The organism is Rhizobium sp. AC44/96 (assembly GCF_001692185.1).
Lineage (GTDB): Bacteria > Pseudomonadota > Alphaproteobacteria > Rhizobiales > Rhizobiaceae > Rhizobium.
This window is the reverse complement of the sequence record NZ_LXKO01000016.1, coordinates 14,547-26,474: the sequence shown is the minus strand read 5'-3', so window position 1 is coordinate 26,474 and position 11,928 is coordinate 14,547. Positions and strand designations below refer to the sequence as shown.

Here is an 11,928-nt window from a genome sequence, read left to right as displayed (position 1 = left end):
GGACGCGAGGTTGCGTGACAGATAAGAGGGGGGTCGAATGATGTCAACGGATTTGGCTGATATAGAAAGGCCACATTCCAGTGTTGATGGCTGTTTCAGGCTGGATTCACGAAGTTGAAGCCGGTGGTTTAACTGTGAAGGGTTATTTGATGTTGAACTACAACAAAATCGCCGTCATGGCATTCGCGACATTCGTTGCGTTCCAGGCGCCGGTCCGTGCGGAAGACAAGCCGGATGCGGTGGTTGCCAAGGTTGGTGATGTCGAAATCCATCAGTCGGAGCTGGATCTGGCCGTTGCCAATCTCGATCCGCAGCTTGCACAGCTGCCCGACGACCAGAAGAAGGTCGCCGCGCTCTCGGCTGCAATCGACGTGAAGCTGCTTGCCAAGGATGCCGCTGCCGAGCAGCTCGACCAGACGCCTGAGTTCAAGAAGCGCATGCAGTACCTCGCCGATCGCGAGCTGCACAACGCCTACTTCAAGAAGCATGTCGTCGACACCGTCACCGACGACGAAGTCAAGGCGCGCTACGAGAAGGAAGTCGCAGCCCTTCCGAAGCAGGAAGAAGTGCATGCACGCCACATCCTGGTGAAGACCGAGGCTGAAGCCCAGGACGTCATCAAGCAGCTCGACGCCGGCAAGAATTTTGCTGAACTGGCCAAGGAAAAGTCCACCGACCCGAACAAGGCTGACGGCGGCGATCTCGGCTATTTCACCAAGGGCCGCATGGTCAAGGAATTCGAAGACGCTGCTTTCGCGCTCGACAAGGGCACCTACTCCAAGACCCCTGTGAAGACCGATTTCGGCTACCACGTCATTCTGGTCGAGGACAAGCGCGACGCCGCTCCGCCGGCATACGACCAGGTCAAGGATCAGGTTCGTCAGCTCGTCATGCGCGACAAGTATCTTGCGCTTCTCGCTGCCGCCAAGGAAAAGTCGAAGGTCGACATCAGCGACGATACGCTCCGCAAGGGCTACGAGGATGCCAACAAGCAGCCGCAGCCGGGCGATGCGCCCGCTGAGCAGCCGCAGCAGTAACATCCATCAAGAGCCCGGTTTTTCCGGGCTCTTCCTTATCGTTTGTCGCAATTCCCGGCGTTATCGACGTTTGCCTGGAATTGCCTATCATCAGGTCTTGTCATGTCCGGTTCCGTCTCTCCGCTCGCTCCCAAATCCTTCGCCTCGATGCCCGCAGTGCGCGGTGTGCGCATGGCGACCGCGTCCGCCGGGATCAAGTACAAGAACCGAACCGACGTTCTGATGATGGTGTTCGACAAGCCGGCCGCCGTCGCCGGTGTCTTCACCCGCTCGAAGTGCCCTTCCGCGCCGGTCGATTTTTGCCGTGCCAACCTGTCTAACGGCGTCGCGCGCGCCGTCGTCGTCAACTCCGGCAATGCCAACGCCTTTACCGGCGTGAAGGGTCGCGAGGCGACGGCGCTGACGGCGAAGTCGGCTGCTGCGGCCGTCGGTTGCGGTGAGAACGAGGTTTATCTTGCGTCCACCGGCGTCATCGGCGAGCCACTCGACGCGACCAAGTTTGCCGGCGTTCTGGACACACTGTACGCCGATGCGACCGGCGACTTCTGGTTCGAGGCCGCCAAGGCGATCATGACCACGGACACCTATCCGAAGGTCGCCACCCGCAGCGCCGATATCGGCGGCGTCAAGGTCACCATCAACGGGATCGCCAAGGGTGCCGGCATGATCGCGCCCGACATGGCGACGATGCTGTCCTTCGTCGTCACCGATGCCGATATCGCCCCGGCCGCCCTTCAGTCCCTGCTGTCCGCAGGTGTCGATCCGACGTTCAACTCGATGACGGTGGACAGTGATACCTCCACATCCGATACGCTGATGCTGTTTGCGACAGGTGCAGCCGCCGCAGACGGCCAGACGCGCGTGGACAATGCGGCCGATCCGCGCCTTGCCTCGTTCCGCGCAGCGCTGAACGATCTGCTCAAGGATCTCGCCCTGCAGGTCGTGCGTGACGGCGAGGGCGCCACCAAGATGCTCGAGATCACGGTAACTGGCGCTGAGAGCGATGCCGCTGCCAAGAAAATCGCGCTGTCGATCGCCAATTCGCCGCTGGTGAAGACCGCGGCTGCCGGCGAGGACGCCAATTGGGGTCGCATCGTCATGGCCGTCGGCAAGTCCGGCGAAATGGCCGATCGCGATCGCCTTGCCATCTGGTTTGGCGACGTTCGGGTTGCCGTCAATGGCGAGCGCGACGCAGGCTATTCCGAACAGGCCGCCTCGGACGTGATGAAAAAGCAGGACATTCCCGTCAAGGTCGACATCGGTCTCGGCAATGGCCAGGCAACGGTCTGGACGTGCGACCTCACAAAGGAGTATGTCGCCATCAACGGTGACTACCGGAGCTAATTGTTCATTGACTGAAGCATTACCCAAGAAGGCAAATCTGCCACTCGTGCGCAGGCTCGAAGCTGTCGGCTTCCGGGCCTGGCCCGCGTCGTCCGTACAGTATGACGGAAGCTGGCAGGTCCGCCTGACGGCGGGGCATCCCTCCAACCGCCTGAATTCGATCGTGCCGCTCGATCCATCGGATCATCGCGACGTCGAAATTCGCCTGGCCAAGGCAAGTCGCAAGTTCGAAGCCTATGGCCGGCCGGCAGTGCTGCGCCAGACGCCGCTCGCGTCGCCGGTGCTGATCGATCTGGTCAAGGCGGAGGGCTGGACGTCCTTCGACGAGACGATCGTGATGACTTGCGACCTGTCGCATGCAGACTTGCCCGATACGCTGGATCACCTTCCAACGCACGATATCGGCCGCTTCGTGGACGCCAATCTGGCAACGGATCAGGTCTCGGCCAAGCTGAAGCCGGCGCTCGCGGAGATCATCAACGCGATCAAGCCCCCATCGGGCCTGTTCATGATCGAAGATCCGCAGACCGGGCCATTGGCGACGGTGCTGTGTGTTCAGGACAACGATCTGGCCGGCATCATGTCGCTGTCGGTCGCGAAGGAACGTCGCCGCGAAGGGCTTGGTCTTGAAATTCTGACCTCGGCGTTGCGCTGGGCGAGGATGCGGACGGCGCGTTCCGCCTGGCTTCAGGTCAAGGCGACCAATGCCCCGGCGCTGTCGCTTTACGAACGCCTCGGTTTTCAGGAAGCCTATCGTTACTCTTACTGGCGACAGGATCACACCTCGTGAGCGACGTGAGCCGGAGCATCCTTCTTGTTGCAGCCTGCGCGCTGATCGATTCCGATGGCCGGATCCTTCTCGCGCAGCGACCGGAAGGCAAGTCGTTGGCGGGTCTATGGGAGTTTCCCGGCGGCAAGGTCGAGCCGGGCGAGACGCCTGAAGAATCTCTGGTGCGCGAACTGCATGAAGAGCTCGGGATCACGACCAAGGTCGCCTGCCTTGCTCCTTTGAGTTTTGCCAGCCATACCTATGAAAAATTTCACCTTCTGATGCCGCTCTATGTCTGCCGGCGATATGAAGGAATTCCGCACGGAAAAGAAGGCCAGGCTCTGAAGTGGGTGAAGCCGCAGGCGCTGCGCGATTATCCCATGCCGCCTGCCGATGAGCCGCTGATCCCGGTTTTGCAGGACCTACTTTAGTAACTTCTCATTATTATCCGCTCTGCGTCGATTTTGCATGTGGATATTAATCGATCGTTTAACACCTTCTGCCAAAGATCGGCCTCAATCAAGCAACTGGCGTGTGTGTAGAAGGCTTGACGCATGGACGACGATTTCTGGAAAGCAGTTAGGGAAAAGGAACAGGCTTCGGCTGCCTCGGGCAAGACGGGGGCGCTGAATATTGCGTTGCTGTTTGGAACGGCTGTCGTTGCGCTGACGCTGATCCTGACGCCGATGCTTGCGGACAAGTCGAGATCCAGCGTGTTTGCCAGTGCACCCTCCGAAATCGACTCGATCACCACCGGATCGATTCCGAAGACGGAAAACGGCAAGCGCTATACGATACGCCGCAGCGTCCTTCAGGAAACGCCTGGGTCGGTCTGTGTCGTTCAGGGATATGGCAGCGGAGTCGGTTGCTGATTGCAACGGCGCCTAGCTGTGCGAGTAAGACGACACTTGGGGCATGGCGCAAAGGATTGACTATGCGGCTTCTGAAGGCATTCCTTACCGATATCAATGGCGCGACCGCGATTGAATACGGGCTACTCGCTGCGCTGATTTCAACAGCAATCGTTGCAGCCGTCGGCGCGGTTGGCGGTAACCTCGGCAACCTGTTCAACGGCGTTGCGAACCAGATAACGCCGCCTAACTGACGAAAAGGCGACAGCTCACTGTTTGAGCTTGTGTTCCTCGACCTTGAGTGCGTCGGCGAGCCTTACCTTTGCCGATCCCGGGCGAAGCGGTTTCTGCTGGCTCTCGTGTGGCGCCCATCCCGAGACGTAGATCATCGAGAACGTCGCACGAATGCGTCCGTCCGGATCCGAATAGCGCTCGGCGTAGATTTCAGCAGCTCTTAGAAAGAATGCACGGGTCAGCGGCTTGCGGCTGCGTTCGGCCAGCGGGTTGGTCATGCCCATGGCCCTGAGGTCGCGCATCAGCGGGAAGATCGAGTCGTAACGCACGGTATACGTCTCGGCGTCGATCACGGGCAGGGCAAAGCCTGCGCGCTGCATCAGGCCTCCAACGTCACGCACATCGGCAAACGGAATGACACGGGGACTGGCGCCGCCGGTCATCTCGACTTCCGCGGCAAGCAACACCTCGCGAAGCTCCTGCAGGGTGCCCGATCCGGGTATGGCGGCCAGGAACAGGCCATCCGGCTTCAAGGCGCGGCGGATCTGGATGAAAACGCCGGGCGTATCGTTGGTGAGATGCAGACTCAACGGCGCCAGAATGAGATTGGCCGATTGTGGCTCGAGCGGAATATCCTCGAGCGGCGCTTCGATGAAGGTGTCGTCCGCCGTGACGTAACCTTTCTCGCTTTCGACCCGTGTCAGGTGGGCGATTTTGCCCGTCGCCTTCGCCGCACGTGCTGCAGCGCCTGTTGCACCATGCAGTTCCACCGCTTGCTCGAACGTCCGCTCGACGACCGCGAGGCGTTCGCCAAGCTCTTCGGCCGCGATGTCCAGCAGGAATGCCGCCTTCGTATCGTTGTTGCGTAGCGCGCGATGCCTGTTTGCGGCGATCCTGGCCGTGTCGAAAATGATATCCATGAGCGAAGTCCTTAATCCCCCGAAGTTGGGGCGGCAAGGCGATTTTCCTCCGACGCGAAACAGGTTAGACTTTCGCCATGGGGTTGAACGGGTGGGGTCGACGATGGGAGCTGGGAAGCGCGCTGCTACGCTCGCTGTCCTTTGTCGTCGATCTCGTTTATCCGCCCGGATGCGCCGTCTGCGGCGTCGCCACCGGCCGGCATCGCGGCCTTTGTCCGAAATGCTGGTCTGTCTTGCGCTTCATCGAACGGCCATATTGCGAGGTTCTCGGCGTTCCGTTCGCGCATGATCTGGGACCCGGACTGTTGAGTGCTGCCGCGATCGCCAATCCACCGCCTTTTGACCGGCTTCGGTCAGCGGCGTTTCACGATGAACCGGCGCGCAATCTGGTCCACGGACTCAAGTACCGAGATCGTACCGATCTGGCGCCGATGATGGCAGGCTGGATGTTGCGAGCGTCCGACGGGACGGTCGAGCGCTGCGATGCCATCCTGCCCGTGCCGCTGCATCGCGGCCGGATGCTGTCGCGCAAATTCAACCAGGCGGCCGAGCTCGGGCGCCATCTCGCGCAACAATCGGGCAAGCCGTTCCTGCCGGCGACATTGCTGCGTATCCGTCGCACCCGCCAGCAGGTCGGCCTGGGTGCCAAGGCCCGGGAAGACAACGTTCGCGGTGCGTTTGCGGTCGCATCCGGCCATGAGAACGATGTCTTCGGCAAGCGGCTCGTGCTGGTGGACGACGTCTACACGACAGGCGCCACCGTCGCTGCCGCCACCAGGGCTTTGCGCAAGGCTGGCGCCGCCGACATTACTGTTTTGACCTTTGCAAGGGCCATCGCAGAAACTATATGACGGAAAGATAACCGGTATTTTTGGAGTTCCTATGGTACCCGTCACGATCTATACGCGCCAAGGCTGCGGCTATTGTGTCCGCGCCAAGTCCCTGCTCTCGGAAAAGGGCGTGGATTTCGTGGAGCACGATGCGACGTATGCGCCCGAGATCCGTCAGGAAATGATCAACAAGTCGAACGGCCGCTCGACGTTTCCGCAGATATTCATCGGTCAGGACCATGTCGGTGGTTGTGACGATCTCCACGCACTCGATCGTGCCGGCAAGCTCGATCCCATGCTTGCTGCCTGAGGAAGACCCATGTCGTTCAAGGCTGCCGCCATCCAAATGTGCTCCGGCGTCGATCCGCAAAAGAATGCTGCGGCCATGGCGAGCCTCGTTCGCGAGGCTGCCGGTCAAGGCGCGATCTACGTTCAGACGCCGGAGATGACCGGTATGCTGCAGCGTGACCGTGCGGCTGCAAAGGCTCTGCTGCGGGGCGAGGGTGACGATCTGATCGTGCGCACGGGTTCGGAGCTTGCCAAGGATCTCGGCATCTACATGCATGTCGGCTCGACGGCCATTGCGCTTGACGACGGCAAGCTTGCCAATCGCGGCTATCTCTTCGGTCCCGACGGCAAGATTCTCAACCGCTACGACAAGATCCACATGTTCGATGTCGACCTGGACAACGGCGAGAGCTGGCGGGAAAGCGCGGCCTATCGACCGGGATCGGAAGCCCGGGTCCTGTCGCTGCCGTTTGCCGAGATGGGCTTTGCGATCTGCTACGACGTCCGGTTTCCCGCATTGTTCCGCGCGCAGGCGGTTGCCGGCGCACAGGTCATGACGGTGCCTGCTGCCTTCACCAAACAGACGGGGGAGGCGCATTGGGAAATCCTGCTTCGGGCCCGCGCGATCGAGAACGGCGTGTTCGTCATCGCGGCAGCGCAGGCCGGCGTCCACGAAGACGGGCGCGAAACCTTCGGCCATTCCATGATCGTCGATCCCTGGGGCAAGGTGCTGGCCTCTTGCGGACCGACCGGGGAAGCGGTGATTGTTGCGGATATCGATCCAACGGCCGTCAAAGCCGCGCACGACAAGATTCCGAACCTCAAGAACGCTCGGGAGTTTTCTATCGAGAGGGTTGCGGGGGAAGTCGCAGGAGGCGTTGCCGCTTGATCCGTTATTCGCTTCGTTGTGAGAATGCCCACGAGTTCGAAGGCTGGTTTTCCGAAAGCGCAGATTTCGATCGCCAGATCGCATCCGGTTTTCTCACCTGTCCGGTCTGCAATTCCGCTTCTGTTTCCAAGATTTTGATGGCGCCGTCCGTTTCCACGGCACGCAAGAAGGATGAGATGCAGACGGTCGCGATGGACGCCATGCGGCGCGCGGCCTTCGACAAGCTCAAGGAAGCGGTGGCAACGATCAAGGCCAATTCCGAGGATGTCGGCACGCGGTTCCCCGAGGAAGCGCGCAAGATTCACTACGGCGAAGCCGACGCTCGCGGCATTATCGGCCAGACGACGCTCGACGAGGCGCAGGAACTGCTGGAAGAGGGCATCGAGATCGCTGCGCTTCCGGTTCTGCCGGAAGACGTGAACTAGCCAACCGCGAAGCTATCGCGCGTGCTTTCCTCAAGCCTCGCGCTTTGCCAGCATCATGTAGTTCACATCCATATCTTTGGACAGATTCCAGCGATCCGATAGCGGATTGAAGAAGACGCCTGTGCGATCGATGATCCGCAGGCCGTTTTCGGTGACCGGCTTCTCGATCTCTTCGGGGCGAACCAGCTTTTCATACTGGTGGGTGCCACGCGGCAGCCAGCGGAGGATGTTTTCCGCGGCAAAGATTGCCAGCGCTGCCGCCTTCATGGTGCGGTTGATGGTGGCAACGAACATCAGACCGCCCGGGCGGACCATCCTCGAGCAGGTCGTGAGGAAGAAGTCGACATCCGCGACATGCTCGACCACCTCCATGTTCAAGACGATATCGAACGTCTCGCCGGCGTCGGCGAGTTGTTCGGCCGTGACAGCGCGATAGTCCACCGGGACGCCTGATGCCTTCGCATGGGTCGATGCGATGCCGATATTCTTTTCGGACGGATCGGCGCCCACGACCGTTGCGCCCATGCGAGCAACGGGCTCTGACAGCAGTCCGCCGCCGCAGCCGATATCAAGAACCCGAAGCCCCTCCAGAGGGCGCGCGCTGCGCACGTCGCGGCCGAAATTTTCGGCGACCTTGTCGCGAATGTAACCGAGCCGCACGGGATTGAATTTGTGCAGTGGCTTGAACTTGCCCGTCGGGCTCCACCACTCCGCCGCCATGGCTGAAAAGCGGTCCACTTCGCTCTGGTCGATCGTGGTTTTTGCCGCTTCCGTCATCGTCATGCTCCTTGGTTCGTCCCGATTGAAGTCGGACGAACTGGTGGCGAAGTCAAGGGCCGGCACCGCCGATAGATATCTCCGCCGCCTCCGAACTCCACCAAGAGGATAAGGCGACCTTTAGTATTAATTTATGCTAATATTTTTATGTTTTGGGGGTAAAGGACATGCCTCGTCTTGGTGCCGCGTCGGCCATGATGGTCAGCCTTGTGATGTGTAGCCCTGTCTCGGCTTTCTCGGCCGAGGCTGTCGGCGAGGCGACGGCGATCAGGACAGAGGTGACCGGCGAGAATGGGCCACTCGTCGTAAAGGCGCCCGTTCACAAGGACGAACGGATTCGAACCTCGATCAGCGGGCTTGGACAGTTCGTGTTTCGCGATGGGACCAAGCTCGCTGTCGGCGAGGGATCCTCGGTCGTCATCGACAACTACGTTTACGACGATGCGAATTCGGTGAAGAAGCTGACGATCAAGGCCGCCAAGGGAACATTTCGCTGGATCAGCGGCAATTCCAAGTCCTCAGCCTACTCGATCGTGACGCCGGCCGGAACAATCGGCGTCAGAGGAACGGCCTTCGACTTTTATGTCGGCCCGAACGGAACGACCGCAATGGTGCTTCTGAACGGTTCGGCCCAGTTCTGCGGCGCCGGCGGCTGCAAGCAGTTGAAGCAGCAGTGCGATTGCGTGATTGCGACCCGTGGCGGCGGTGTATCCGATCCGCGCGCGGTCGACAGGCGCACACTGGCCGCTCTCGGCAGTCAACGAGCCTTGCCGTTTCTTTCCGGCGACCAGCAGCTTACCGGGCCGCTGGGTGGAATTCGCACCAGTTGCGGCCTGGCAAGTGTAAGGCAGGAGCGCCGCGACCCGGTTCGGGAGAAGGCACCGGCTCCGACTCCTCCGAAGCCCAAGCCGCCTAAACCTCCACCGCCGCCTCCGCCGCCGGAGAAGCCTGACAAGCCGCACCATCATCATCACCACCATGATAGGGATGATCACCATCATTGGGGTCATCATGATCGTGACCACTATGGCGACGGCCGCCCTGGCAAGCGGGGAGACCGCGACGGTCCGAGGCGCGGACCTGACCGCGGCGGACCTAACCACGGTGGACCGAACCACGGCGGACCCGACAAGGGCGGACCCGACCGAGGTGGACCTGATCGCGGCGGGGACCGTGATGGCAACCATGATCGCGGTCGTTCCGGAGATGGGCGCCCCGCCGGCTCCCAAGACGATCAGACTGCAAGTGATCAGACTGGTGCGGAGCCCTGATCACTGGTGAGACCCATTTGCGGTTTCACCCTGCTTTCGGTTGGTGCTTCCCGAAAGTGATCGGCCCTGCGTACGATGCGGCGATAGAACTCCGGCAGTGCTGCGGTGAATGCCTGTGCTCGCTGCCTTACTCTGGCCAGCGGTTTGCGGCTATCGATCGTGCGATCGCGAAGCGCTTCGATCAGGTCTATATGGGCCTCACGGAGCGCCAGGAACTCGGGCGATTGCCCTACGGTGCGGTCGCCGACAGCCGCGTAAAGTCTTGCCCTGCTGCTCTTTCCCTTCAAGCCTAGAGCGCCCGCATCGAGCAGTGCGAAGTCGGGTAGCGCTGCGGCCATGGTTTCCGAGACGAGAATGTCGAAGCCGACTTCCTTGCAGCAGCTTTCGATTCGAGCCGCCACGTTGACGGCGTCGCCGACCGCGGAATAGTTGAAGCGGCTTTGGGCGCCCATGTTGCCGACGCAGGCGAGCCCTGTGTGGATGCCGATGCCGATGCCGACCTGATAGTCGCGGCCAAAGCCGAAGGCGTCGGCGGCATTGAGCTTCGCTAATGTCTCACGCATGCCGAGCGCCGCCCGCATTGCCTTGGCCGTGTGGTCCGCGACATCGACCGGTGCGTTCCAGAAAGCCATGATCGAATCGCCGATGAACTTGTCGAGCGTGCCTTCGTTCGCGACGACGTGGCTGCTCAGCGCATCCAGCAGCGTGTTGAGAAACCGCACGACTTCCGCCGGCTGCAGATTTTCGCTGAGTGCGGTAAAGCCGCGCACGTCCACGAACATAACAGTTAGTTCCCGGTCGTCCCCGCCCAGACGCAGTGCGTCGCGGTTGTGCTCGATGCGGTAGAGGAGCGAAGGCGAGAGATATTGGCCGAAGGCGCGCCGAACCTCGCGCCGCTCGCGGTCGATCACCAGAAAGCGAAAAGAGGTGGCCGCGAAATGGGTGATGGTGCAGGCAACGATCGGGGCAAGCGGATCGAACAACAATCCCCAATGTGAAAAGGCCAGCCAGGAAACGGCGAGCGCCAGGACGGTGACGACGAGACCACAGGTCAGCGCCGCTGCCGGGCTGACGAAGGTTGTCAGGATGACGATGCTCGTGCCGACGACGGCGATCGACAGGATTTCCATGCCGTCCGCCCAATCCGGTCGTGACAGGAAACGCCCCGAAAGGATCTGCTCGACGGTCTGCGCGTGCATCGAGACGCCAGGAACATTCTGGCCGAGCGCTGTGGTGCGGATGTCCTGAAGCCCTGCGGATGATGTGCCGACGAAAACGATATTGCCCTGGATCGCGGCCGCGACCTCCGGCGAAACGCCATCGGCCGCCAGCACCTTTCCGGCAGAGATATACCGCTCGGCGACGTCGGGGCTCGTGTAGATCCAGAGTTCGCCGGTTGCCGTCACCGGTACGACAAAATCACCGACCTTCACCGAGGTCAGTGTGTCGGCGACATCGGGAGCGCCCGCAACCACATAGGTCGAGGCCCCCTGCGCCACCCGCAGCGCCTCCATGGCCAGATTGGGGTAGAAATGCGTGCCGTCGGTCAGGAACAGTGGTACCCGGCGGACGACCGTCGAAGAGTTGCCGGGGTTGAGGCTGATATGCCCGAGCCCCGCGGCATTGATCTGCAATTGCGGTCGTATCGGAGTTGCCGCGTCGAGGCGCGGCGGGGCATTGATCACGCTTTCGCCCGTGAAGGCGAAGCCCGCCTTGACCGGCGGGTGATAGTCGCCGTCGTTGGACAGGCCAAAACCGAGAACCACCGGCCGGTTGGCGATCGCATCGGCAAAAAGCTCGTCGTTATCGGGCAGTTGCCTGAGAAGCGAGGGATCGACTCCCGCCACATCGCGCATGATGGAGCGTGGCGACAGGCGATCGGACTCGGCGAAGAGTACATCGAAGGCGATGGCCGCCGCCCCCATGTCCGAAAGCCGTTGCACGAGCAGCGCCAAACGGTCGCGCGGCCATGGCCACTGCCCGAATTCCTTCAGGGAAGCTTCGTCGATGTCGATAACGCGCACCGGAACGTTCTCGAACGCCCGCGGGGAAATTCGCTGGTATTCGTCGAACGTGATGTCGCGGATCTGGCGCAGCAGCGGCGGGTCGCTTATCCGCAGAAAGGCAAAGGCGGCGACGATTATGAGGCCGATCACAATGCCGATTTGCTGCGCACGCGTCATCAAGCAAGGCCCTTGCACTGGAGCGTCGAGCGAGGCCGGCCGAACGGTGATGTAGATCCGGGTTTCGGGAGCCAAGCAAAGTCAGGCTGCCTGTTTCGGTGGCGCGATGC

The 11,928-nt window shown here is 61.2% G+C and carries 14 protein-coding genes; 11 read left to right on the top strand and 3 right to left on the bottom strand.

Annotated elements, in window-relative coordinates; genetic code table 11:
* Positions 1-149: 149 nt before the first annotated feature.
* From A6U87_RS16325 to A6U87_RS16300, 6 genes are all read left to right on the top strand, one after another.
* Positions 150-1,037: a peptidylprolyl isomerase gene (locus tag A6U87_RS16325; protein ID WP_065692349.1), complete on the top strand. Its 888-nt coding sequence runs from the start codon at positions 150-152 to the stop codon at positions 1,035-1,037.
* A gap of 102 nt (positions 1,038-1,139) precedes the next feature.
* The gene (gene argJ, locus A6U87_RS16320; RefSeq protein WP_065692348.1) at positions 1,140-2,381 is read left to right on the top strand and encodes a bifunctional glutamate N-acetyltransferase/amino-acid acetyltransferase ArgJ; all 1,242 of its coding nucleotides are present in this window, start codon (positions 1,140-1,142) and stop codon (positions 2,379-2,381) included.
* A gap of 7 nt (positions 2,382-2,388) precedes the next feature.
* The gene (locus A6U87_RS16315) at positions 2,389-3,171 is read left to right on the top strand and encodes an N-acetyltransferase (RefSeq protein ID WP_113521257.1); all 783 of its coding nucleotides are present in this window, start codon (positions 2,389-2,391) and stop codon (positions 3,169-3,171) included.
* The gene (gene mutT / locus A6U87_RS16310) at positions 3,168-3,581 is read left to right on the top strand and encodes an 8-oxo-dGTP diphosphatase MutT (protein WP_065692346.1); all 414 of its coding nucleotides are present in this window, start codon (positions 3,168-3,170) and stop codon (positions 3,579-3,581) included. The genes A6U87_RS16315 and mutT overlap by 4 nt, the downstream gene beginning before the upstream one ends.
* Before the next feature lie 123 nt (positions 3,582-3,704).
* Positions 3,705-4,022, top strand: coding sequence for a hypothetical protein (locus A6U87_RS16305; protein WP_065692345.1), 318 nt, complete (start codon positions 3,705-3,707; stop codon positions 4,020-4,022).
* A 62-nt stretch (positions 4,023-4,084) separates the two neighbouring features.
* A complete protein-coding gene (locus A6U87_RS16300) occupies positions 4,085-4,255 on the top strand; it encodes a Flp family type IVb pilin (RefSeq protein ID WP_065692344.1) in 171 nt (56 codons plus the stop codon).
* Between the two features lie 15 nt (positions 4,256-4,270).
* Here the strand turns inward: A6U87_RS16300 and A6U87_RS16295 are convergent, their stop codons facing one another.
* Positions 4,271-5,155 carry a methyltransferase domain-containing protein gene (locus A6U87_RS16295; RefSeq protein WP_065692343.1) on the bottom strand — a complete coding sequence of 295 codons (885 nt, stop codon included), beginning with the start codon at positions 5,153-5,155 and terminating at the stop codon, positions 4,271-4,273.
* A 77-nt stretch (positions 5,156-5,232) separates the two neighbouring features.
* Here A6U87_RS16295 and A6U87_RS16290 point away from each other — a divergent pair, with 77 nt between their 5' ends.
* The 4 genes from A6U87_RS16290 to A6U87_RS16275 are packed head-to-tail and all read left to right on the top strand — an operon-like array spanning position 5,233 to position 7,587.
* Positions 5,233-6,006 (top strand): ComF family protein, encoded by a 774-nt coding sequence (locus A6U87_RS16290; protein ID WP_065692342.1) that lies wholly within the window; start codon positions 5,233-5,235, stop codon positions 6,004-6,006.
* A 31-nt stretch (positions 6,007-6,037) separates the two neighbouring features.
* Positions 6,038-6,295 (top strand): glutaredoxin 3, encoded by a 258-nt coding sequence (grxC, locus tag A6U87_RS16285; protein ID WP_065692341.1) that lies wholly within the window; start codon positions 6,038-6,040, stop codon positions 6,293-6,295.
* Between the two features lie 9 nt (positions 6,296-6,304).
* Positions 6,305-7,162, top strand: coding sequence for a carbon-nitrogen hydrolase family protein (locus A6U87_RS16280; protein WP_065692340.1), 858 nt, complete (start codon positions 6,305-6,307; stop codon positions 7,160-7,162).
* Entirely contained in the window at positions 7,159-7,587 is a 429-nt protein-coding gene (locus A6U87_RS16275; protein ID WP_065692339.1) for a DUF1178 family protein, read from the top strand. The genes A6U87_RS16280 and A6U87_RS16275 overlap by 4 nt, the downstream gene beginning before the upstream one ends.
* A gap of 30 nt (positions 7,588-7,617) precedes the next feature.
* Here the strand turns inward: A6U87_RS16275 and ubiG are convergent, their stop codons facing one another.
* Positions 7,618-8,364 (bottom strand): bifunctional 2-polyprenyl-6-hydroxyphenol methylase/3-demethylubiquinol 3-O-methyltransferase UbiG, encoded by a 747-nt coding sequence (gene ubiG, locus A6U87_RS16270; RefSeq protein ID WP_065692338.1) that lies wholly within the window; start codon positions 8,362-8,364, stop codon positions 7,618-7,620.
* Positions 8,365-8,558: 194 nt separating this feature from the next.
* On the opposite strand from ubiG, the gene A6U87_RS16265 reads away from it, so the two are divergent.
* A complete protein-coding gene (locus A6U87_RS16265) occupies positions 8,559-9,635 on the top strand; it encodes a FecR domain-containing protein (RefSeq protein ID WP_244499516.1) in 1,077 nt (358 codons plus the stop codon).
* Here the strand turns inward: A6U87_RS16265 and A6U87_RS16260 are convergent.
* Entirely contained in the window at positions 9,614-11,818 is a 2,205-nt protein-coding gene (locus tag A6U87_RS16260; protein WP_065692336.1) for a CHASE2 domain-containing protein, read from the bottom strand. The two genes, A6U87_RS16265 and A6U87_RS16260, sit on opposite strands and share 22 nt — an antisense overlap.
* Positions 11,819-11,928 lie beyond the last annotated feature (110 nt).